We start from the raw sequence: 21,482 nt of genomic DNA, 5'->3' as shown, positions 1-21,482 counted from the left end.
ATAGGTTACGCAGTTGTTGTTTCTGTTTCTGGTGCAGTTTCTTCAGCAACTTCCGCTTCTTCTTCGCCTTGCTTCGCTTCTAAGATTGCATCTGCCATTTTAGAAGTTAGAAGTTTAACAGCGCGGATAGCGTCATCGTTCGCTGGGATTACAACATCGATTTCATCTGGATCACAGTTAGTATCTACGATACCGATGATAGGGATGTTTAATTTGCGAGCTTCCGCAACAGCGATGCGCTCTTTACGAGGATCGATGATGAATAATGCATCAGGAAGATCCTTCATATCTTTAATTCCGCCTAGGAATTTTTCAAGACGCTCTAATTCTTTTTTCAATTGAACGACTTCTTTTTTAGGAAGTACATCAAACGTACCGTTTTCTTGCATTTTTTCAATGTCTTTAAGACGTTTAATACGTTTTTGGATTGTTTCAAAGTTTGTTAATGTACCGCCCAACCAGCGTTGGTTGACATAGTACATGCCAGAGCGCTGAGCTTCTTCTTTAACAGAATCTTGAGCTTGTTTTTTTGTTCCGACGAAAAGGATTTTCCCGCCTTCAGCAGCAAGATTTTTAGTGAAGTTGTAAGCTTCCTCTACTTTTTTGACTGTTTTTTGAAGGTCAATGATGTAGATTCCGTTACGCTCCGTGAAAATGTAACGCTTCATTTTTGGGTTCCAACGGCGTGTTTGGTGACCGAAGTGAACACCAGCTTCAAGCAATTGCTTCATAGAAATGACTGACATGTTATTTCCTCCTAATATAATGGTTTTTTTCCTCCGCTTAGGTCATTTTTGTGCAGAACTGCCGCCTGCAGCACCCTCTGCATAAATCGTTAAGCGTGTGTATTTAACACCAAGACATAATATAACACAGCTTTATCCGACAATCAAGAATCCTTTACACCTTTGGAGCGAAATTTTAAAAACAGCTCGATTTCTGTCTTTCCGCTCTTCAGTTTCTGAGCAATTTGATTGGCCGAATACCCCTGCTCATATAAAGCTATGACCTGGTCTTCAAATGATTGGGCATTGCTGTTTATGCTCTCTTCCTGACGCTCAACCTCAGTAATCAGACCTTCGATATGTTCAAGAAGATTTTCTTCTTCTTGAACTGCACCCCGCTCTGAATCTTTTTCAGAGTGCCGAAGGTCTGGCTTTTGGGTTTCTTCTTCCGCTTGACTTGAAGGTGAACCGGTATTTTCTATCAGTTTCTCATTTTCTTCTTTTAATTCAAGAAGAAATGCTGCCAAGGTGTTTTCCGTCTCTTCAAGTAATTTCTTTTGCTGTTTTTCTGTTTCTTTCACAGCTGCGAGTCTCATATACAGGATAATGACAGCGTACAGAAGAACGCCGTGGAGCGTAAAGCTTAAAAGCCATAATAGTGTTGACATGTTTTTCACTCGCTAATCATTGAAATTCATTATTGAATCACTTTTTCCAGCAGATTCTTTAATTTAAAAAGTGCCTTTGAATGAATCTGTGATATGCGGGACGTAGAAAGATTTAATACTTGTCCGATTTCTGTCAATGTCAACTCCTCTTTGTAGAACAAACTGACAACCAGCTGTTCTTTTTCAGAGAGTTCGTGAATTTTTTCAGCAAGCTGTGCAATCAGTTCATCCTTCATAATCTTTTCTTCAGGCGGAACATTTTTGTCATCTCTGATCATGACCTGAATGTTTTCACCGTCATCTTGATCATGGAGCTTTTCATCAATTGACAGCAGATTTGCAAAAAAACCTTCATTCATTGTTGACACGACATCCTGTACCGTCATTCCGAGTTCCTCTGCAATTTCTGCGGGCGATACGTTCCGAAGATACCGCTGTTCAAGCTTTTCAATTGCTGCTTCAACCTTCTTTGTTTTTTCACGTGAGGTTCTGGGCAGCCAATCTTCTTTACGAAGCCCGTCTATGATTGCGCCGCGAATTCTAAACGAGGCGTAGGTATCAAATTTTAAGTCCCGGCTGGGGTCAAATTTTTCAAGGGCATCATATAAACCAAGCATACCAAGGCTCATAAGATCGTCTTTATGCACTGATTTCGGCAGTCCGACAGAAATTCTGCCTACATGATATGTAACAAGCGGCATGTAACGGCGCATTAAATCGTCACCGGCTTTAGGATCTTTCCACTCTTTCCAGCGCGTCCAAAGCACCTGATCTTCATAATTCAAGGATTGCATTGTTATCCCCCTAATACCTTAATTAAATCGTTTTTTCACCTTGTTTAACAGTTCGAATATGCAGCATGCAGGACTTCGGTTCAAATTCTATCGTCCGGCCGCTTGAGCCGCCCGTATCCTCACTAATAATAGGAATATTATATAAAGACAGCTGTTCCTTTATCGCTAATACATTTCTCGGTCCTATCTTCATCAAATCATTTGTTGATTTAAATTTAAACATCTCTGATCCGCCGGCCAGCTTTGCTTTTAATGCAAACTTCCGGCATCCCGCTTCTATCAGCATATCAATCGTGGTCTTTACGGCTGTGTCAGCATACTTAGCCCGATTGAGTTCGGCAGTTTTCGATAACGTCGAATCCGGAAGCATGACATGAACAAGCCCCGCCGTCTGCTTTTCTTTATCATAAAGCACCAGTCCCACACATGATCCCAACCCAGAGGTCCTGATGGTGTCCGGGAAGCGGGCGATCTTCACGTCAGCAATTCCAACCTTTACTACGACAGCCTCAGTTGTACTCATAATGATGCACCCAAGGCGACAAAGAGCTTTTCAAATGAATCATAGTCCGGCAGCATAAACATATGCGCTTTCAGCTCCTGCTGATGGCTTTGGTCAAAAATTGACGTGTCCACAACAATGGCGTGTTCTCCAACCTGGCTTAGCTCCATCAGCCCTTCGCTGATCACAGCGCCGAACATGTCCAAAGAAACTTCAGGAACACTTGGATAAAGCTGGAGTTTCGTCAAATCCGCCAAAGCTGTTAAATATGATCCTGCTAAAATATTGCCCAGTTCATGCAAAGCGGATGAGCTCATATGATCTTCACCTAAGTCCTCTATATCAAAATCGGGGTTTCCAATCAGCTCTCTGATAAACTGCTCCGCCTGATAAAAAGGCATTATAAAGAACATCGAGCCCGTTAAATCGCCTTCCATTCTTAAAAAGATGCTGGCAACCGGGATATCGGCGCCGCCGAAAAAATCGACAAGCTCATCGAAAGACAACAGCTTTGCAAACGGGACTTCCATATCTATCTTTCTATTTAACAGCTGGGCCATTGCAGAGGCGGAGTGGCCGGCTCCTATATTGCCGACTTCCCGCAAAATGTCCATCTGCTCTTCTTTGATTCCATTAAAAATACTCATGTCATAACCCCTTTAAGATTAAGCTTGATCGGGCACAGCGGACTGAGATGATTCTTTATCCAAAACCGCGTTCGCATCAATAATATTTAAGAGCCTGTTCTCTTGTTTCACAATCTGTTCGATCGACACATCCGTATCTTTCTGGATGCTTTCTGGAGCGGATTCGATTTCACTTTCGTGTACGGTAATCACATCATTAGCTTCATCCACTATCCAGCCGATTTCAGTATCACGATAAGCAATAATGATAATTCGTGTTTCATCGGTAATTTCATACTCTGGCAAATTCAGGCGCTTTCTTAAATCAATTACCGGAGTCACTACCCCGCGCAAATTGATTACCCCGCAAATATATGGTTCGACGCCAGGCACTCTCGTTGGTTTTTGCCATTTTTCAATTGATTTCACCTGAGTGACGGAAATGGCATATTCTTTGCCATTTACCATAAAGACAATCATTTTTTCGCCTGTTTTAATTTCTGCAGTCATGTGGGACACCTCCTCGAATGGTTAAATAATCAGTGCATTACAATCAATAATGAGCGCTACTTCTCCGTCTCCTAAAATAGTAGCTCCGGAAATTGCAAAGACGTTTGTTAAATAATCTCCGAGTGATTTCAGCACAACTTCCTGCTGGCCAATAAAGGAGTCCACTACAAATGCAGTAGGTTTATCGCCTTTTTTCACGATAATGATATGGAGCTGTTCCGCATCTTGTCTTGTATCTTCTATTTTAAACTCATCTTTTAAATAAACGACAGGGACAATGTGCCCTCTAAAGTCAATCACTTCACGGTCATGCGTTTGCAAAATGTCTTTTCTGTCAATAACTGCCGTTTCAATAATTGAAGAAATTGGAATGGCAAATGTCTCTTCTTCCAATTTGATTAGGAGAACTGAAATAATGGACAAGGTAAGTGGAAGCTGGATGCTGAATAGAGAGCCTTGACCTTCTGCAGATTTCACACTGACTGAACCGCCCAGAGACTCCAGTTTGTTTTTTACAACATCAAGTCCAACACCGCGGCCGGAAATATCAGAAATTTGATCAGCAGTTGAGAACCCTGGAGCAAAGATCAATTCGTAAATTTCATTGTCTTCTAAGGTTTCAGCTTCTTTTTCCGTAATGACCCCGCGCTCAAGCGCTTTTTCGAGAATTTTTTTGCGATTAAGGCCTGCACCGTCATCCTCTACTTCGATAAAGACATGGTTGCCGCTGTGATAAGCTTTAAGCACAACCTTTCCTGATTCCGGTTTTCCCTTTTGCAAACGTGTTTCCGGCGACTCGATACCATGATCAATACTGTTTCTGATCAAGTGAACGAGAGGATCTCCGATTTCATCAATCACTGTTCGATCCAGTTCAGTTTCCGCACCGATGATCGAGAGTTCGATTTTTTTATTCAGCTCTTTTTGAAGCTGGCGAATCATTCTCGGGAACCGATTAAAAACAGTTTCAACCGGAACCATTCTCATATTAAGAATAATCGATTGCAAATCTCCGGAAATTCTCGTCATTCGTTCAACCGTTTCAGTCAGTTCATTGTGCTCAAGCTCTTTTGCAATCTGCTCGAGTCGCCCGCGGTCAATGACAAGCTCTTCAAATAAATTCATTAAAGAATCAAGTCTGTCAATGTTGACACGAATTGTTTTAGATCCGCCGGCTGTGTGCTTCGCCTGTTCTTCGTTTTTAGCAGGCTGTTTTTGTTTCTCCTGCTTCACAGGTACAGGTGCTGGTAAATCTGCTGGCTTAGATTCTGCCGGCTTTTCAGCTGATGTTAAAGGAGCCCCTTGACTGACTTCAACATGCTCAATTTCTGAAACGCCATTGATTAATTGTTCAATCTCTTCCGCTGATTGATGTGTTAAGAAACAAACTTGAAAGTCAGTGCCGAAATCTTCTGTTTCAAGCACTTCCGCACTTGGAATTGTTTTGGCTACTTCTCCGACTTCATTAAGCTTTTCAAACACCATATAGACACGAACTGCTTTTAACATACAGTTTTCGTTCAGAGAAATCTTGATTTCATATCGTTTGAAACCTTGCTCCTCCGCTTCTTGTATGACAGTCCGTTCAAACTCGTCATATTCCCAATCAGATATTGAATTCTGTGCTTCTGCAGGTTCCGCTGAGGCAGCCATTTCAGCGTGTGCACCATTCACATCAAGCTTGGCACTCACTTCTGAGATATCTCTTTTACCATCCCCGCCGTCAATAATAGACTGAACCATAGCTTCCAGGTGATCCAGGGCTTCAAACAAAATATCCAGCCATTCTGAGGTAACTGCCATGTCTCCGTTTCGGATTGCATCCAGCACATTTTCAAGCAGATGGGTTAGATGTGCTAAGTCGGTATAGCCCATCGTTGCGCTCATTCCTTTTAATGTATGGGCAGCCCTGAATATATCATGAACGAGCTGAAGGTCAGTCGGGTCTTTCTCTAAAAGGAGAAGCTTTTCATTACATGTTTGTAAATGTTCTTTACTCTCATCAATAAAGACATCTAAATACTGATTCATATCCATTTGAATCACATCCTCTCTTTTTTCACACAGCTTGTGATGGATGCTGCGATATCTTCCACATGTTTAATCTCATGGATGAGGCCCGCTTTAACAGCTGCTTTCGGCATCCCATATACGACACAAGATTCTTCAGACTCCGCAATGGCTTTCACATTGCCGGCCATAAGCATGTCCTTTAAGCCGGCAGTGCCGTCACTGCCCATTCCGGTCATGATAACCGCTACTTTTTCATAGTCTGCCAGTTTACCGACAGAACGGAATAAATAATCAGCTGATGGTTTATGACGGCTTGGCGTATCGAGATTATCAAGCACGATCTGGAGTCCTCCGCTGTTTTTAATAACGGATATGTTTTTTCCTCCCGGTGCTATGTAAACACAGCCGTTAAGAGCTGCTTCACCATCTTTTGCTTCTTTTACTTGAATGTCGGATAAATGATTCAGCCGCTCAGCCAAAGAAGCAGTAAAACCTTCAGGCATGTGCTGAACAACAACCACTGGTGCGTTCAAATCCTTAGGGAGCTTCGGTATCACCTTTTGTAACGCCCTTGGACCGCCTGTTGATGTGCCGATACATACAATTTGTCTGCCTGTGCCGGGTTTCGGCTTGCTTAATTCAGGCTTTACAGCACGCACTATAGGTTCAGGCCGAACTGCCTGTGAAACAGGATGTTTCCGCTTGCCGGAAAGCCCAGCCGCGATGACACGCTCAACTAATTGTTCTTTAATTTTGTACAAATCCAGAGATATGGAGCCTGATGGCTTTGTGATAAAGTCAAAGGCGCCGATCTCTAAACAATTAATTGTGCACTCTTTGCCTTTCTCTGTCTGGCTTGACACCATGATGACCGGCAAGTTATAAATCTCGATAATTTTGCGCAGTGTGTCTGTCCCGTTCATGACCGGCATTTCAACATCAAGAGTAATAACATCTGGCTTTAGTAATTCAATCTTCTTAAGCGCTTCTTCTCCGTTTCTCGCAGTTCCGATTACGTCTATCTGCTTTTCCTCGGTTAAAAAATCACTTATCATTTTTCTCATGAAAGCTGAATCATCAACTACAAGCACACGAATCAAATTAAGCCCTCCTCATTAAAAAAGAAGATAATTTCTCAATAAATGTCTGTTTGTTTTCTTTGTGTCTTGTTTCTTCTCTTTCAAACAAGGCGTCCGCTAAAACACGGACTGACCGGCTGGCTTTTGCCTGAGGACTTTTTATGAAAAAAGGAACCTGTTCGACAACTGCTTTGCTCACGATCGCATCGTCAGAAACGGAACCGGCAAAATGAACCTGAGCATCCAAAAACATATGAATCGTGCGGGAAAGGCGGGTAAAGGCGTCTAGCCCTTCCTTTTGATCACGGCACCGATTGACAGCCACCTTCATCGAAAGTTTATTTTCTGTCAAAACCAAGTGCTTGACAGCGCTGTATGCGTCCATGATGGCCGTCGGTTCGGGAGTTGTTATGATCAAAATATCTTCTGCCGATAAAATAAAAGGCAGCTGATCTTTTGATAAGCCCGCTCCCATGTCAAACAGCACATAGTCGAACTGGCTTAACGCATGAGAAAGCTCATTAGCAAAAAACGCCCATTTTCTCTGATCCAGCTGAAACATTACATCCAGACCGGTTCCCCCTGATATATACCGCAAACCCTTTGGCCCAGTGGATAATGACTGCATCAAAGGCTTGCGATCGGTTAATACATCGATAATCGTGGCGGAAGATGAGTTTCCCATTAATATATCAATGTTCCCCATCCCAATATCAAGATCAATAAGCAGTACCTTCTTACCTTTATCCTGCAGCGCAAGGGCCATGTTTAAAGTAATATTGGATTTGCCGACACCGCCCTTGCCGCTGATGACAGCAAGTGTCTTCGCTTTTTGTGAATAAACCATTGGCAGAACACGCTGACGCTTTTCCATTTTCGCCCGTAAAGTTGCTGCTTGGTCAAATCTGTTCATCTGCACAGCATCCTTACAAAATCAAGTGGAGATACAGTCTGTATATCCTCCGGCACATTCTGGCCATTCGTTATAAACCCGGCACCTATTTTTGATTCTGCCAGTATATTAAATACAGAACCTAAGGAAGTAGTCTCATCTATTTTCGTAAAAATAAACTGATTGACAGGGACGGATGAAAACCGTTTGACAATATGCTTCATATCTTCATATTTTGCAGTCGCGGATAAAACGAGAAATGACTGAATGCTACTCTCAAAAGGAATCGTTTCTTTCAATTCATCAATATATTGCTGCTCCTTGAAGTTTCTTCCGGCTGTATCAATAAACACATGATCATACTCAGAAAATAACTCCTTCGCCTGCTGGAATTCTTCTTTTGTATAACAAACTTCCAGAGGAGCTTGCAGCAGTTCGGCGTATGTTTTCAACTGTTCAACAGCTGCTATCCGATACGTATCTGTTGTAATAAAAGCGATTTTTTTCTGTTTTTCAAGCATAGATATGGCTGCGAGCTTAGCCAGCGTAGTTGTTTTTCCTGCCCCTGTTGAACCAAACAGCACGATATACTTTGAGTAAATAGGCTCCTGCCACTTGTCTCCTGAAGGCAGCGTATCGCATAGTATATCCTGAAGTTTGCCAACCACGTTTTCTTCCGTCAGACCGCCCGCTTCCACAGAGCATCGAAGCAATTTTTTCAGAGCGCTCGTCTTCGTTGACTCTTTAATCCCCGTTTCTTGCAAAAGCTTTTCTGCTTTTTGCAGCGGCTCAGGAAGTACAGATTGATACACTGAAAAATCACCGGGCTCATGTTGCGCCGGAGTTTGAGGGGGATATATCCTCTCCTCTATTTTCGGACTGCTGACCGGAGTTTTTAATGTTTGTTTCGGCTCAGCTGCTTTCTGAGGCGTTTTGTTTTCAAGAAAGTCCTGATCCAATACGGCAATTACTTCAACAGCAGGCTTGTTGATGAGTCCAAACCATTTTCGCTTTTTAATTTTTTTCGAATTTAATATGACCGCTTCATTACCTAACTCTTTTCTGATGAGAAGTGCCGCTTCTTGCATTGAAGCAGCAGTAAATTTTTTTATTTTCATCAAATATCCACCACTCCAATGCTTTGTACCTCAACATTCGCCTCAAGTTCGTTATAGGAAAGTACCGGAAGATCAGGGAAGTATCGTTCCAGAAGCTGTTTCACATACATTCTGACAGGCGGCGAGCAGAGAAGAATCGCAGTTTCCTGACGTAATGACAGCTGTTCGGCTTCTTTAGCGACAGAGCGTACAATACTTTCTGAAACATCTGGTTCAAGCGACAAATAATTCCCGTGTTCCGTTTGCTGTACGCCATCTGCAATTGCCTTTTCTACACGACCCGAACAAGTAACAACCTTCAACACTTCATTTTCTTTAGCAAACTGGGCTGTAATTTGTTTTGCCAGTGCCTGTCTTGTATACTCTGTCAAAAGATCAGAATCTGTTGTTAATTTTCCATAGTCAGCAAGCGTTTCAAAAATCGTTACTAAGTTTCGGATTGAAACTTTTTCTTTTAAAAGCTTGGCCAGCACCTTTTGAATATCACCGACAGACAACGGATTTGGCGTAACCTCTTCAACAAGGACTGGATACGTTTCTTTCAAATGGTCGATCAGCTGTTTCGTCTCCTGTCTTCCGATTAATTCGTGGGCATACTGCTTAATTTTCTCCGTAATATGAGTCGAAACGACTGAAGCAGGATCGACAACTGTATAACCAAGCATGTCAGCTTCATCTTTTACCGATTCGCTAATCCATTTGGCCGGCAGTCCGAATGACGGTTCCACTGTTTCAATCCCTTCGATGAGATCGTCTTCAGGTGTAGGCGACATCGCTAAATAATGATCAAGCAACAGCTCGCCTTTTGCTACTTCGTTGCCTTTAATTTTCAATCGGTATTCATTTGGCTGCAACGCTATATTGTCTCTGATTCGCACGACAGGAATGACAAGCCCAAGTTCCAGAGCCAACTGACGGCGAATCATGACAATTCGGTCTAATAAATCACCGCCTTGATTGGCATCAGCAAGCGGTATCAGACCATATCCAAACTCAAATTCTATCGGATCGATGTGCAGAAGCTGAACAACGCTTTCAGGGCTTTTAAGGTCGTCAACCTCAGCCTCTTCTTCGAGAATCTCATCCACTTCTTCTTTTTCCTTACCTGATTTAGATAGCATATAAGCGCCGAAAGCAAGCAGCCCTGCAAGCGGCCCCGTCAGAAAAATGCCAATCGGAGTGAAAATACCAAGAAGCAGAATCGTAGATGCTGCGACGTATAAAAGCTTTGGATAAGCAAACAGCTGACCTGTAATGTCATGCCCTAAGTTTCCTTCAGAGGCAGCTCTTGTCACGACAATACCCGTAGCTGTAGAAATTAACAGCGCCGGAATTTGCGAAACAATTCCATCCCCGACAGTCAGCATCGTAAATTGTGAAGCGGCCTCTTGAATGGACATTCCCTGCTGAAGCATTCCGATCACGATACCAAAAATAATATTGATCATCACAATGATGATTCCGGCAATTGCGTCGCCTTTTACAAATTTACTGGCACCGTCCATTGCTCCATAAAAGTCTGCTTCTCTTGCCACTTTTTCGCGGCGGTGCTTCGCTTCCTGTTCGGTAATCATCCCTGCGTTTAAGTCAGCATCAATACTCATCTGCTTCCCCGGCATTGCGTCCAGCGTAAACCTTGCTGCAACTTCGGAAACACGTTCAGCACCTTTCGTAATGACGATAAACTGAATAATAATAAGGATGATAAATACAACGAGTCCAACTAATACATTTCCGCCGACAACGAAATTTCCGAAAGTCTCGACGACTTTTCCTCCTTCACCATGTGAAAGAATTGAACGGGTAGTTGAGACGTTCAAGCCCAAACGAAATAAGGTTAAAAGCAGCAACAGTGACGGGAAAATCGAAAACTGAAGCGCTTCCTGCATATTCATTGTGGTAAGAAGCACGATCAACGCAAGAGAAATATTAATAATGATCAAAATACTTAACAGCCATGGAGGAAATGGAATCACCAGCATCGCCACAATGAGGACAACACTTATTAAAACGGATAAATCTCTTGTTGACATGCTGTTTTTTCTCTCCTTTTAACTCGAAAAATTCAATATACTTTTTGTTTTGTTTTATATACGTAAGCCAGAATTTCTGCCAAGACTTTAAAAAATTCTTCCGGCACCGCCTGGTCAATTTCTACCTGATCATATAACGCACGGGCAAGCGGTCTGTTTTCTACCATCATGACATCATGCTCTTTAGCAATTTTCCTGATTTTTAACGCTAGGTGGTCGACACCTTTTGCAACAATATAAGGAGCATCCATTTTTTCATCATCATATTTCAGGGCAATCGCATAGTGGGTCGGGTTTGTGATAATGACATCTGCTTTGGGAACTTCTTGCATCATCCGCCTCATCGCCATTTCCCGCTGTCTTTGTTTAATTTTTGACTTGATAATCGGGTCTCCTTCAGATTTTTTGTACTCATCTTTTATATCCTGCTTTGACATTTTGATATTTTTCTCATAGTCAAATCTCTGATATAAATAGTCGAGACCAGCAAGTATCAACAAAGCCCCTGCACCGCTCAGCCCCATCCACAAGGTGAGTTTCGAAACAAAAGAAAGTGCCTCTTCGGGTGTCAGGAGCGGGAGCCGGAGAATTTCCCCATAATGCAGCCAAAGCACAGCGAAAGCCGCAAAACCGACAACAGTGATTTTCAATATGGATTTAATTAGCTCTACAATCGCCCTCATACTGTATATTCGTTTAAAGCCTTTGATCGGGTCCAGCTTTTCAAGCTTAGGCTGTATCACTTCAGCAGAAAACAAGAACCCAACCTGCATATAGTTGCTGACGACCCCTGCAACAAGAGCGACAAGCAAAATCGGTGCAAGTATCATGCCCATATCCTTTAATAAGCTGATAAACAGTGTATGAACATTTGATTCTGAGAGCTTCATTGTGAGCGACTCGGTATAAAATGTTTCTATAAATGACAGCAGTCTGTCTCTCATATACGGACCAATCGCAATAAATGAAAGGAATACTACTAGTAAAGAAATGGCGGTATTGACATCCGAACTTTTGGCTACCTGTCCTTTTTTTCGCGTATCCTTCCGTTTTTTCGGAGTAGCTTTCTCTGTCTTCTCTCCCGCAAAAAACTGCAGGTCAATTCTAAGCTTCATTAAGAAACACCGACCAATGCTAAAAGATTCCGCATCGTTTCAATCGTTAAACTGAAGACATTCTGCACAACGACGAACATAACGGACATACACACAATGAGCATGATGAAACTGACAGCGATCTTTAAAGGCAGACCGACCACAAATACATTTAATTGCGGAACAGTTCGAGCCACGATACCTAATGCTAAGTCAACAAGAAACAAACTGGCCACAACCGGCACTGACATTTGAAAAGCGATAATAAACATCGCATTAAAGCTTTTCGCGATCAAATAAGCAAACTTTTCATCGCCGAAATTCGGAAATGCCTGATCAACTGAAATATAATGAAAGCTATAGTAAATACCGTCCAGCAGCAAATGGTGGGCATTGACACTCAGCATAAACAAAAGTGCCATCGTATAGATAAACTGGCCGATTAACGGACTTTGTGCACCTGTTTGGGGATCAATAACGTTCGCAATTGAAAATCCCATTTGAAAATCAATAAACGAGCCGGCAATCTGTACTGCAGCAATCATCATATAAGCAATTAAGCCTAGACAAAGGCCAACCAAAGCTTCTTTAAACGTCAAGAGCATATATTGCCCATCTATCTCCAAAGAGGGAGGTTTATCAATGGTACTGAAACAAATGACCGCGAGAAAAAAAGCAAATCCAATACGATGAACAGCTGGCACATTCCGGTGTCCGAAAAGCGGAATCGTTACAAAAAAAGCAGAGATTCTAATAAAAACCAATAAAAAAGCAGGAAATAAATCAATAATCGAATTCATCTCTACATTACCCTGCAAAACGATTTAAATTAGAAAACAGCTCTGTTGTAAATGAAAGAATGGTTGATAGCATCCATGGACCAAAAAAAATCAGGGCTAGGAGAACCGCCACGATTTTTGGAATAAACGCCAAAGTCTGTTCCTGGATTTGAGTTGTCGCCTGAAAGATACTTACGATTAAACCGACCAGTAAAGCAATAGCCAGTAATGGCGCGCTGATCATCAGCGTTACGTATACGGCTTTTTCCGCCATAGAAATTACAAATTCTGAACTCACGTTTAGCACCTACCCTAAAAGCTCTGAAGCAAAGATTTCACAATTAAATACCAGCCGTCTACTAAAACAAAAAGTAATATTTTAAAGGGCAGAGAAATCATAACTGGAGGGAGCATCATCATTCCCATTGACATTAGGACGCTCGCTACTACCATATCTATAATTAAAAATGGAATAAAAATCATAAAACCTATTTGAAACGCTGTTTTAAGCTCCGATATGGCAAAAGCGGGAACCATTGTTGTAAGCGGAATATCCTTTAATGATTCGGGTTTATCCATTTTCGCGTAATTCATAAACAGCGCCAGGTCCTTCTGCCTTGTGTGTTTACTCATAAATTCTTTAATCGGTTCTTCAGCTTTCGAATACGCTTCGTCCAAGCTGATTTTGTTGTCCATCAATGGGGTCAGCGCTTCTTTATTAATCTCTGAAAAAGTAGGAGCCATAATAAAAAACGTTAAAAACAGCGCAAGTCCGATAAGAACCTGGTTTGGCGGCATAGATTGCGTCGCCAGTGAAGTCCTGACAAATGACAGAACAATGACGATGCGAGTAAAACAAGTCATAAGAATCAATATTCCCGGCGCCACTGAAAATACAGTTAACAATAATAGTAATTTAACAGTTGAACTTACGTTTTCCGGATCGCTTGAACTGAAAATATTTATAAACTCATTCATGATGACGTGGGCCTTTCTTCTTTCCTTCAGAACGGTTTTGTTTTAACTCTTCAAGCTGCTCTTTTAATGCTTTTGAAAATGAAGGCAGTTTTTGCTGCGGCTGATGTTCAGAACCCTTCAGCGGCTTCACAAACTTTTGCCACTCTATTTTGCTTGACATTGCCTCTTCATGCTGGCTGAGAATGACTTCAATCTCTTTTTCATCCTCAATTTCTTTCAGCAGCTGGATCGTCTCTCCTACACCGACGACGAGCACACTTTTTCCGACTTTGATCAATTGGACGGATCTGTTTTGGCCGACCGATGTGCCGCCAATATTTTCAACATATTGAAAAGGCTTTAGGAGCCGATTTCTTTTGTTCATGAGCTTAACCAGCCCGTAAATCAGCACGACAACAAACAATAAAGCGAAAATCATCTTCACAAAGTCAAAAGCTGAGACAGAAGGAGCAGCCGCTCCCTCCGTCTCATCAGCAGTTTGTGTTGTTTTTTCTTCCTTTTGCTCTGACTTATCTGCAGTTTTTTCATCTTTCTTTTGAAACCATTCGTTTACAGTTGAATTATCAGAGTCTGCCGCGGCAGCAGCAATCGGATGTACACTGAATAAAACGAAAAAACAAATAAAAGCAATGAAATATTGACTCTTTTTCAACAGTCGTACACCCTTTAACTTAATGTTTTGTTGATTGCTTCAAGCACACGGTCCGCCTGGAAAGGTTTTACGATAAAATCCTTAGCGCCTGCCTGAATAGCATCGATAACCATTGATTGCTGTCCCATAGCAGAACACATAATGATTCTTGCCTGTGCATCAATTTGTTTAATTTCTTTTAATGCTGAAATACCGTCCATTTCTGGCATCGTGATATCCATAGTAACGAGGTCAGGAGAATGCTCTTTATATTTTTCTACTGCCTGTGCTCCGTTTTCAGCTTCCGCTACTACTTCAAAACCGTTTTTCACCAAAATATCTTTAATCATCATTCGCATAAATGCTGCGTCATCTACAATTAAAATTCTGTGTGCCATAATCTATCTCTCTCCTTGTGTTTCGTTATTTTAAATTATTAATGCGCTCTGCCTGGCTTAAAATGTCAGTGACTCTTACTCCGAAGTTTTCTTCAATGACAACGACCTCGCCTTTGGCAACGATACGCTGATTAACTAAAATATCTACCGGCTCACCGGCTAATTTATCAAGCTCAATAATACTTCCGGCAGAAAGCTCCAAAATTTCTTTTACGCTTCTCTTCGTTCTGCCAAGCTCAACAGTGATCGAAAGCGGGATATCCAAAAGCATATCCAGATTGTTAATAGGGGCTTGCGAAGCCTCGTTTGGATCAAACGCGGAAAATTCAACCGGCGAAACCTGAACCGGCGCTGCTTTTTTCGGTGTTCCCTGCCTTTTTGGCGGCTGCTGCTGTTGCTGTGGTTCAATACGCGGCTCTGGCGTCACAGGCTCTTTCGGCTGCTCATATGTAACATCAGGCTGCGACGTTGTTTCTTCCTCTGTATTTCCTGTATTCATAAGGCTTGAAATTAAATCTTTCGCAAATGTCAGCGGGTAAAGCTGCATAATGCTGGAGTCTATTAATTCCCCCACCTTTAAGTTAAAAGAAACTTTCACCAGCATTTCATCATCAGGAATACGGTCAGTTCCCTTTTCTTCAGTAACATCGAGCAATTCAACCCGAGGCGGTGAAATATCAATTTTTTTACTGAATACAGTAGACATTGATGTAGCTGCCGACCCCATCATTTGGTTCATCGCTTCTTGAACCGCACTTAAATGGATTTCACCCAGTGAAGGGTCGGCGCCTTTTCCGTCTCCCCCGATCATTAAGTCAGCAATGATGGCCGCGTCATTTTGTTCCACGACCAGCAGGTTGCTGCCGCTGAAGCCCTCCGTATAATTCACTTCAATCGCTACATACGGTTCAGGAAACGCATCGCTGATTTTACTTTTAGGAATGACAGTTACACTTGGAGTCGTAATATCGACCTTTTGATTTAAAAGCGTTGATAGTGCTGTCGCAGAACTGCCGAATGAAATATTTCCGATTTCACCGATCGCATCACGCTCCATTTCCGATAAGTCATGTACTTCCGGAACCTCTGGCTCATCCGGCGTGCTGCCTGTGCCGTTAAGAAGCGCGTCAATCTCATCTTGAGATAATCTATTATTCTCCATCTTGTTCACCTCTTATGTCGTGATCTAAAATTTGCACTGCCTGTTTTCGATTCACCCGGCCGGCTTGTCCTAAAAATTTCGGCTTATCTCCGACCAATACAGTAAGAGGATCCGTGACTGATTTGTCCAAAGTTATGCAGTCTCCGACTTCTAAACTTAAAAACTCTTCTATTGTCAGTTCAGATGTGCCGAGCTCGGCCACGACAGGTATTTGTGCTGTCATGATACGTTTTTCAAGCGACTTTGTTTCCTCAGGCTTTGGCTCATTTCTATCTGATTGCATCCAATAGTGGACTGAAAGCTTCGGTATGAGCGGCTCGAGGACGATATGCGGGATACAAAGATTTATAACACCGCTGATTTCACCGATTTGGGTATTGAGTGAGATTACCACGACTGTTTCATTAGGTGATACCATCTGAACGAATTGCGGATTCACTTCAAACTCAGTCATTTCCGGTTCAATATCAGCAATTGACTGCCAAGCTTCTTTATAATTTCCCAGTGCATTTTCAAATAAATTAGAAATGATTTTTGTTTCAATTTCTGTCAAGCTGTCAACCTTATTATGACTGATTCCAATTCCGCCCATTACCCGATCCATCATCGTATATGCAATTGTCGGATTAACCTCCATCATAATTCTGCCTTCCATCGGATGGACATCAAATAGATTCAGTATCGTCATGTTCGGGATGGATCTGATAAATTCCTCATACGGGACCTGGTCAACAGAGCTGACAGATATGTGAATATAGGTCCTTAGCTGAGCAGAAAAGTGAGTAGTAAGAAGTCTTGCAAAATTGTCATGAATTCTCGTTAAACTGCGGATCTGATCCTTTGAAAACCGCAGTGCACGTTTGAAATCATAAACTTTCACTTTCTTCTCTTTTTCTTCTTTTTTCAGCTCTTCAGCGTCCATTTCACCGGTTGATATTGCAGAAAGTAGTGCATCTATTTCATTTTGGGAGAGAACTTCTCCTGACATTTTCCTCACCTCCGTATTCTGTCAAATGATTGTTTATTGCAGATTAAAGGAGGTAATATACACTTTTTCTACTTTTCCTTCTTGGAGGTAGCTATTTAATTTATCTTTTAGTTCCTTCTTAAAGGCTTCTTTTCCCTTGTCTCCCTCAATCTCATTAGCATTCGTATCAGCCAGCAGTGATATCACAGCATCCTTCACTTGAAAATCACGTTTTTCAAGTTCTTCTTTTGATTTATCAGAGTCAGTTTCAAGTTTAATAGCAAGCCGGATAATGTTATCAGACTTTAAATTTGTTGTGATCTCTTCTACATCAACAGAAGATGCAACGATTTCATCAATACTTTTTTTCGCTTCACTTTTTTCTTCGGACTTTCCGCCTAAAACAAAATAAGCCGCCGCCCCGAGAGCACCAATTACGATAAGAATAATTAGTAAAATGACAATTAATTTTTTCTTCATTCCGGTTCCTCTATTCCTTGATCCATTGAAAATATTTGTATTTTTCGGTAGAAAGATGCGATCTTTTCCAGAACAGCTTCTTCATCTTCTTTTACTACAAACTTCTTACCATTTGACAGAGTGATTGTAGTATCCGGAAAGCATTCAATCTGTTCAATAAATAGCGCATTCAGTGTAAAGGGCTGCCCATTCAAACGGGTTACTTTAATCATAAAACAGCGGAGAAGCGATTACTCGCCTCCCCTCCCTCCTTAACGTTTAAGGTTAACCAGTTCTTGAAGGATTTCATCAGATGTTGTAATAATTTTTGAGTTTGATTGGAATCCGCGCTGGGCAACGATCATTTCAGTAAATTCGTCAGTTAAATCAACGTTAGACATTTCGAGAAATCCTGATTTAAGTGAACCTGTACCTCCATCACCAGGCTGGTTGGCTGCACTGGCAGTCCCAGAGTTTAAAGACTCACGGTATAAGTTGCTTCCGATTTTATCCAAACCGTCACTGTTTGCAAAAGTGACAATCCCGATTTGTCCTCCGTCTTGCGTTTGACCGCCTGCATCAACAATTGACACCTTTCCATCAGAACCAATACTAAAACTTTGTGCATCTGTAGGTATTTGAATTGTTCCACCATTCATATTTAATACATGGTAGCCATCACCTGTAACCAGTGTTCCGGTATTATCTAAATAGAAGTTTCCTGCTCTTGTATAAGCTGTTCCGTCGCCTGTATCAATTCTAAAGTACCCATCGCCGTCAATCGCTAAATCAAGTGTTCTTCCTGTACTTTGTGTTGCGCTTGTTGAATGAATTGTATCAATTGTGCCAGAAGATGAACCTAAACCGATCTGCTTAGAGTTCGTACCGCCGATAGTTGCACCAGCCGCAGAACCGCCGGCAATCGTTTGGCTTACCATATCTTTAAAGGTAACACGGCTCTTTTTGAATCCTACTGTATTCACGTTGGCAATGTTGTTGCCGATAACGTCAAGCTTTGTTTGAAAGTTTTTCATACCGCTAATTCCAGAATAAAGTGAACGTAACATAATAAATTCCCCCAGATTTTTTTATTTAGAAGACTGTGCTACAGACATTACATTCCACGGATTAATCTCGGTCCCATCATCCAGAATGAGATAATAGTTTCCTTTAGAATGCTTAACAGAGCTAACTGTGCCAGTTTTATCTGTAGTACTTTGACCATCAGTCCAAGATACTTCTTTTCCCAGCCAATCAACATACGAAGTAAACGGATCTTGATTTTCAACGAATTGAGTCATGGTCTTATTCATGTTCATCATTTGCTCCAGGCTTGAAAAAGTCGCCATCTGACTGATAAATTCTTTGTCATCAACCGGGTTGAGCGGATCTTGGTTTTGGACTTGGGTCATTAATATTTTTAAGAACTCATCTTTCCCCAAGCTGCTATTGCTAGTCTTCACAGTGCTTGTTTTTTCAGGCAGTTTATATTCTGAACTTATAGAAGTCATTCTTCTTCCTCCATTTCAACCGTCGACACTTCATCGAGGAGATCGCCGAAATCATTTGATTGCTTTTTCTGTTTTTGCTGTCTCTGCCCCTCTTGCTGCTGTTTCTGTTCATCAGCAAGCTGGCCGTATATCGGCTGATCCCCGCTTTGGACAGGGAGAGTAAAACGGTCAATTTGGACGGCCATATTCGGCAATGATTGCTTCAGCTGAGGAAGATGCTGTTCAAGCAGTTCTTTTGCTGATTGGCTCGATGCAATGATTTTACTCTGAAACATCCCATTTTCATTTGTCAGCTTGATTGTGACAAATCCTAAATGTTCAGGGTTCAGCCGAATGGTGAAACTTCCCGTCGATCTGCCGAATGGCGTATATTTCATTTGCTTCCACGCATTGATCACTTGATCAGCCACCGTTTTTGTTTCGGCAGCCGGTAAATCAGATGAGAGCTGGTGCAGATCAAGTGTTTGAACTCCTCCAGTGCCCCGGTATCCTGAAAACAGCATTTGGAGTCCTGATTTACTATCTACAGGCTGAATACTTCCAGAAACATCGGATGCACTTTTGCTGGATGAGTGTTGCGAGAGCGGTGCGAGGACACGCTTTCCAAAGTCTTGCGATGATTCGGATGATTTCGATAACAAGAAAGCTTTCAGCTGACTTTCAGCTAAATTCCATTCTTTAGTCCCTTTTTGAGGAAGCATAGACATTTGTTCCATTAAGCTTTGAAAACTTTTCAGCTCTGACGCTGTCATCGAATAAAGTTTTGAACTTGACTCATCTTTAGTGAATATTTGCTGTTTAAGATCCTGAATCAGCTGCTGAGATACGCCCTTTTTTTCTAATGCAGAAAGAAATTGATCTCTATTCTGATAAATGACATGAGCTTCATTGCTATTCCCACGGTCAGACAGCTTATTCCCTTCTAGCAGCTGACTAATGAACATCTGGATAAGGACAAGTTCTTTATCATCCTCAGATACTTCATTCTCCTGATTTGGTTGCTCTGTATCAAACTTCAGTTCTCCATTAATGTCTGCAGCAGAATCATTGGCAGCAAGAGCCGTTTTACCTTCTGAAATGATTTTTTCCGCTTCAGCGAGTAATTGATCCATCCCGCCGGACATTTTTGATTCAACTGCTTGCAACAGATGCTGCAGCATTTGCTGAGCGGTTTCATCCAACTGCTTCCCTGTTAGTTTGCTTAATGTTTGCAGAAGTTCCGCTTTTTGTTTGTCTTGATCTTCAGGACTTGCATTTAGCCAATCACTGATTTTTTTAAGCGCATCTGCTAAAAGCTGATCACTGAAATCAGGAGCTCCCTTTCCTTGTTCTGAGAGTTCACTCAATCCGGTCTCAGACATAAGCCAGTTTTGAAAAACTCCCTGGTTGCTTTTCATGGTTTTAGCCGCAGTACCCGCTGTGGTTTGCAGCAAAGGTCCTGCCAATTCAAGCAGCTTCACCTTTAATTCCCCCTATTCTTGGCTGGCAGCAATTTTTTCTGTATAAGTTGCTGCTTGCTCAGGAGTCATCTTCGCCAATATGTCAGCAAGCTGCTTTTTGCTTAGGCCATTCAATATTTTCAGCGCTTCTTGCTCCTTTAATTGGGCAATAATTTTAGCGGCCTTTCCGCTGTCCATGCTTTTATATACACTGATCACTTTGTCATTTTCAGAAGAAGAATTCGAGCCTGATGCATTTTCAGTATTATCTTTTGATGACTTTTTTTGATCCTCCGCCGTCTTTTCAAGTGAACGGATCTTTTGATTGAGTCTGTCGATTTCAGATTTACTCGTTTCTAAATCTTTATTCAATATACTGATTTCACTTTTTTGATCCTTAATGGTCTTTTCCAGAGCTGCCGTATTACTGCTATCCTTACTTGATGCTGTGTCTTTTTTATTTTCGGTTTCAGGAACCAATTCTTTTAGAACCGGCGTTTTTGCCGCCGCTTCCTGTATCGGCTTTAAAACATTGACACCAGCAGCCCAAAGAACAATCCCCCCTGCGATTAGAAGAAACATCAGCGGAAGGATAATGATAAGCAAAACCGAACGGAACTTACCTGATTCTTTCTTTTTGCCGGACATTACATTCGCTCCTAATGGCCTTGAATCATAAACTGCTTAATCGAAATATCATCCATTTCTTTCATCTCTGCAGCTTTGTCTTCAATAGCAAACATTTTAAACTGTTTTTCACGCATTTTTTCAAACTTTTTCACTTCAATATTTTTCTCTGTCAAAATTTCTTGTTTTTGATTCATTTGATTTCTTTTCATAATAACTAGCTTTTGGTAGTGATAAATCGTATTTTCAAGATTTGAGACAAATTGCTGGTAATGCCTCATTTCTTGTACACTCATGCCGCTTTTCAATTTCTTTTCCTTATCTTGTTCAAGCAATTCCTTTTTGCTCATATTCTCATATAACTTTTCAGCAACGTTTTCAAATTCAGAAACGGATTGCTGATATTCGGATAAGGATTGATCTTTCTCATTTTCTTTTAGTTCCAGCAGCTTCTGGAATCTAAATTGATAAGCCACG

26 protein-coding genes are annotated in these 21,482 nt (G+C 41.6%); all 26 read right to left on the bottom strand.

Going from position 1 to position 21,482, the window contains the following annotated elements; translation table 11 throughout:
- Positions 1-5 precede the first annotated feature (5 nt).
- Positions 6-746 (bottom strand): 30S ribosomal protein S2, encoded by a 741-nt coding sequence (rpsB, locus tag GYO_RS31205; RefSeq protein WP_003220918.1) that lies wholly within the window; start codon positions 744-746, stop codon positions 6-8.
- Positions 747-889: 143 nt separating this feature from the next.
- Positions 890-1,393, bottom strand: a complete 504-nt coding sequence (locus GYO_RS31200; protein ID WP_041520953.1) for a hypothetical protein — start codon at positions 1,391-1,393, stop codon at positions 890-892.
- A 29-nt stretch (positions 1,394-1,422) separates the two neighbouring features.
- Complete coding sequence (gene sigD / locus GYO_RS31195) at positions 1,423-2,187, bottom strand: RNA polymerase sigma-28 factor SigD (protein WP_003220911.1); 765 nt, start codon at positions 2,185-2,187, stop codon at positions 1,423-1,425.
- A 22-nt stretch (positions 2,188-2,209) separates the two neighbouring features.
- A complete protein-coding gene (gene cheD / locus GYO_RS31190) occupies positions 2,210-2,710 on the bottom strand; it encodes a chemoreceptor glutamine deamidase CheD (RefSeq protein WP_003220909.1) in 501 nt (166 codons plus the stop codon).
- The gene (cheC, locus tag GYO_RS31185; RefSeq protein WP_003220907.1) at positions 2,707-3,336 is read right to left on the bottom strand and encodes a CheY-P phosphatase CheC; all 630 of its coding nucleotides are present in this window, start codon (positions 3,334-3,336) and stop codon (positions 2,707-2,709) included. The genes cheD and cheC overlap by 4 nt, the downstream gene beginning before the upstream one ends.
- Positions 3,337-3,354: 18 nt before the next feature.
- Positions 3,355-3,825 carry a chemotaxis protein CheW gene (gene cheW, locus GYO_RS31180; RefSeq protein ID WP_014113806.1) on the bottom strand — a complete coding sequence of 157 codons (471 nt, stop codon included), beginning with the start codon at positions 3,823-3,825 and terminating at the stop codon, positions 3,355-3,357.
- Positions 3,826-3,846: 21 nt separating this feature from the next.
- The gene (cheA, locus tag GYO_RS31175) at positions 3,847-5,862 is read right to left on the bottom strand and encodes a chemotaxis protein CheA (RefSeq protein WP_014113805.1); all 2,016 of its coding nucleotides are present in this window, start codon (positions 5,860-5,862) and stop codon (positions 3,847-3,849) included.
- Between the two features lie 5 nt (positions 5,863-5,867).
- Complete coding sequence (gene cheB, locus GYO_RS31170; RefSeq protein WP_014113804.1) at positions 5,868-6,938, bottom strand: protein-glutamate O-methylesterase CheB; 1,071 nt, start codon at positions 6,936-6,938, stop codon at positions 5,868-5,870.
- Between the two features lies 1 nt (position 6,939).
- Positions 6,940-7,836, bottom strand: a complete 897-nt coding sequence (flhG, locus tag GYO_RS31165; protein ID WP_080010076.1) for a flagellum location/number ATPase FlhG — start codon at positions 7,834-7,836, stop codon at positions 6,940-6,942.
- Positions 7,827-8,927, bottom strand: a complete 1,101-nt coding sequence (locus tag GYO_RS31160; RefSeq protein WP_014113802.1) for a flagellar biosynthesis protein FlhF — start codon at positions 8,925-8,927, stop codon at positions 7,827-7,829. The genes flhG and GYO_RS31160 overlap by 10 nt, the downstream gene beginning before the upstream one ends.
- Positions 8,927-10,960 carry a flagellar biosynthesis protein FlhA gene (flhA, locus tag GYO_RS31155; protein ID WP_014113801.1) on the bottom strand — a complete coding sequence of 678 codons (2,034 nt, stop codon included), beginning with the start codon at positions 10,958-10,960 and terminating at the stop codon, positions 8,927-8,929. Before flhA ends, GYO_RS31160 begins: the two co-directional genes overlap by 1 nt.
- A gap of 32 nt (positions 10,961-10,992) precedes the next feature.
- Positions 10,993-12,075 carry a flagellar biosynthesis protein FlhB gene (gene flhB / locus GYO_RS31150; RefSeq protein ID WP_014113800.1) on the bottom strand — a complete coding sequence of 361 codons (1,083 nt, stop codon included), beginning with the start codon at positions 12,073-12,075 and terminating at the stop codon, positions 10,993-10,995.
- Positions 12,075-12,854 carry a flagellar biosynthetic protein FliR gene (gene fliR, locus GYO_RS31145; protein WP_014113799.1) on the bottom strand — a complete coding sequence of 260 codons (780 nt, stop codon included), beginning with the start codon at positions 12,852-12,854 and terminating at the stop codon, positions 12,075-12,077. Before fliR ends, flhB begins: the two co-directional genes overlap by 1 nt.
- A 7-nt stretch (positions 12,855-12,861) precedes the next feature.
- A complete protein-coding gene (gene fliQ / locus GYO_RS31140) occupies positions 12,862-13,131 on the bottom strand; it encodes a flagellar biosynthesis protein FliQ (RefSeq protein ID WP_014113798.1) in 270 nt (89 codons plus the stop codon).
- Positions 13,132-13,145: 14 nt separating this feature from the next.
- Positions 13,146-13,811, bottom strand: coding sequence for a flagellar type III secretion system pore protein FliP (gene fliP, locus GYO_RS31135; RefSeq protein WP_003220886.1), 666 nt, complete (start codon positions 13,809-13,811; stop codon positions 13,146-13,148).
- The gene (gene fliZ, locus GYO_RS31130) at positions 13,804-14,463 is read right to left on the bottom strand and encodes a flagella biosynthesis regulatory protein FliZ (RefSeq protein WP_014113797.1); all 660 of its coding nucleotides are present in this window, start codon (positions 14,461-14,463) and stop codon (positions 13,804-13,806) included. The genes fliP and fliZ overlap by 8 nt, the downstream gene beginning before the upstream one ends.
- A gap of 14 nt (positions 14,464-14,477) precedes the next feature.
- Positions 14,478-14,840 (bottom strand): chemotaxis protein CheY, encoded by a 363-nt coding sequence (gene cheY / locus GYO_RS31125; protein WP_003220882.1) that lies wholly within the window; start codon positions 14,838-14,840, stop codon positions 14,478-14,480.
- A gap of 25 nt (positions 14,841-14,865) precedes the next feature.
- A complete protein-coding gene (gene fliY, locus GYO_RS31120; protein WP_014113796.1) occupies positions 14,866-16,002 on the bottom strand; it encodes a flagellar motor switch phosphatase FliY in 1,137 nt (378 codons plus the stop codon).
- A complete protein-coding gene (gene fliM, locus GYO_RS31115; RefSeq protein ID WP_003220879.1) occupies positions 15,992-16,990 on the bottom strand; it encodes a flagellar motor switch protein FliM in 999 nt (332 codons plus the stop codon). Before fliM ends, fliY begins: the two co-directional genes overlap by 11 nt.
- A 33-nt stretch (positions 16,991-17,023) precedes the next feature.
- Positions 17,024-17,449: a flagellar basal body-associated protein FliL gene (gene fliL / locus GYO_RS31110; protein WP_014113795.1), complete on the bottom strand. Its 426-nt coding sequence runs from the start codon at positions 17,447-17,449 to the stop codon at positions 17,024-17,026.
- The gene (swrD, locus tag GYO_RS31105) at positions 17,446-17,661 is read right to left on the bottom strand and encodes a swarming motility protein SwrD (protein ID WP_003220876.1); all 216 of its coding nucleotides are present in this window, start codon (positions 17,659-17,661) and stop codon (positions 17,446-17,448) included. The genes fliL and swrD overlap by 4 nt, the downstream gene beginning before the upstream one ends.
- Positions 17,662-17,700: 39 nt before the next feature.
- Positions 17,701-18,495: a flagellar basal body rod protein FlgG gene (gene flgG / locus GYO_RS31100; RefSeq protein ID WP_014113794.1), complete on the bottom strand. Its 795-nt coding sequence runs from the start codon at positions 18,493-18,495 to the stop codon at positions 17,701-17,703.
- 21 nt (positions 18,496-18,516) lie between these two features.
- The gene (gene flgD / locus GYO_RS31095; protein ID WP_014113793.1) at positions 18,517-18,939 is read right to left on the bottom strand and encodes a flagellar hook assembly protein FlgD; all 423 of its coding nucleotides are present in this window, start codon (positions 18,937-18,939) and stop codon (positions 18,517-18,519) included.
- Positions 18,936-20,399, bottom strand: a complete 1,464-nt coding sequence (locus tag GYO_RS31090; RefSeq protein WP_014113792.1) for a flagellar hook-length control protein FliK — start codon at positions 20,397-20,399, stop codon at positions 18,936-18,938. Before GYO_RS31090 ends, flgD begins: the two co-directional genes overlap by 4 nt.
- 12 nt (positions 20,400-20,411) lie before the next feature.
- The gene (locus GYO_RS31085) at positions 20,412-21,026 is read right to left on the bottom strand and encodes a MotE family protein (protein WP_014113791.1); all 615 of its coding nucleotides are present in this window, start codon (positions 21,024-21,026) and stop codon (positions 20,412-20,414) included.
- Positions 21,027-21,037: 11 nt separating this feature from the next.
- Positions 21,038-21,481 (bottom strand): flagellar export protein FliJ, encoded by a 444-nt coding sequence (gene fliJ / locus GYO_RS31080; RefSeq protein WP_003220866.1) that lies wholly within the window; start codon positions 21,479-21,481, stop codon positions 21,038-21,040.
- Between the last annotated feature and the right edge of the window lies 1 nt (position 21,482).

Origin of the sequence: Bacillus spizizenii TU-B-10 (genome assembly GCF_000227465.1) — a bacterium.
GTDB classification, from domain to species: Bacteria; Bacillota; Bacilli; order Bacillales; family Bacillaceae; genus Bacillus; species Bacillus spizizenii.
This window is presented reverse-complemented; position numbering and strand designations above follow the sequence as displayed.

What these genes read in the sequence shown, in the direction of transcription:
- sigD (WP_003220911.1), bottom strand. Translation starts at nt 2,187, where the DNA reads ATGCAATCCTTGAATTATGAAGATCAGGTGCTTTGGACGCGCTGGAAA.
- GYO_RS31200 (WP_041520953.1), bottom strand. Translation starts at nt 1,393, where the DNA reads ATGTCAACACTATTATGGCTTTTAAGCTTTACGCTCCACGGCGTTCTT.
- fliP (WP_003220886.1), bottom strand. Translation starts at nt 13,811, where the DNA reads ATGAATGAGTTTATAAATATTTTCAGTTCAAGCGATCCGGAAAACGTA.
- fliY (WP_014113796.1), bottom strand. Translation starts at nt 16,002, where the DNA reads ATGGAGAATAATAGATTATCTCAAGATGAGATTGACGCGCTTCTTAAC.
- rpsB (WP_003220918.1), bottom strand. Translation starts at nt 746, where the DNA reads ATGTCAGTCATTTCTATGAAGCAATTGCTTGAAGCTGGTGTTCACTTC.
- GYO_RS31160 (WP_014113802.1), bottom strand. Translation starts at nt 8,927, where the DNA reads ATGAAAATAAAAAAATTTACTGCTGCTTCAATGCAAGAAGCGGCACTT.
- flgD (WP_014113793.1), bottom strand. Translation starts at nt 18,939, where the DNA reads ATGACTTCTATAAGTTCAGAATATAAACTGCCTGAAAAAACAAGCACT.
- fliL (WP_014113795.1), bottom strand. Translation starts at nt 17,449, where the DNA reads ATGAAGAAAAAATTAATTGTCATTTTACTAATTATTCTTATCGTAATT.
- fliM (WP_003220879.1), bottom strand. Translation starts at nt 16,990, where the DNA reads ATGTCAGGAGAAGTTCTCTCCCAAAATGAAATAGATGCACTACTTTCT.
- flgG (WP_014113794.1), bottom strand. Translation starts at nt 18,495, where the DNA reads ATGTTACGTTCACTTTATTCTGGAATTAGCGGTATGAAAAACTTTCAA.
- cheA (WP_014113805.1), bottom strand. Translation starts at nt 5,862, where the DNA reads ATGGATATGAATCAGTATTTAGATGTCTTTATTGATGAGAGTAAAGAA.
- cheY (WP_003220882.1), bottom strand. Translation starts at nt 14,840, where the DNA reads ATGGCACACAGAATTTTAATTGTAGATGACGCAGCATTTATGCGAATG.
- GYO_RS31085 (WP_014113791.1), bottom strand. Translation starts at nt 21,026, where the DNA reads ATGTCCGGCAAAAAGAAAGAATCAGGTAAGTTCCGTTCGGTTTTGCTT.
- flhB (WP_014113800.1), bottom strand. Translation starts at nt 12,075, where the DNA reads ATGAAGCTTAGAATTGACCTGCAGTTTTTTGCGGGAGAGAAGACAGAG.
- cheC (WP_003220907.1), bottom strand. Translation starts at nt 3,336, where the DNA reads ATGAGTATTTTTAATGGAATCAAAGAAGAGCAGATGGACATTTTGCGG.
- swrD (WP_003220876.1), bottom strand. Translation starts at nt 17,661, where the DNA reads ATGATTAAAGTAACCCGTTTGAATGGGCAGCCCTTTACACTGAATGCG.
- cheD (WP_003220909.1), bottom strand. Translation starts at nt 2,710, where the DNA reads ATGAGTACAACTGAGGCTGTCGTAGTAAAGGTTGGAATTGCTGACGTG.
- flhA (WP_014113801.1), bottom strand. Translation starts at nt 10,960, where the DNA reads ATGTCAACAAGAGATTTATCCGTTTTAATAAGTGTTGTCCTCATTGTG.
- cheW (WP_014113806.1), bottom strand. Translation starts at nt 3,825, where the DNA reads ATGACTGCAGAAATTAAAACAGGCGAAAAAATGATTGTCTTTATGGTA.
- fliR (WP_014113799.1), bottom strand. Translation starts at nt 12,854, where the DNA reads ATGAATTCGATTATTGATTTATTTCCTGCTTTTTTATTGGTTTTTATT.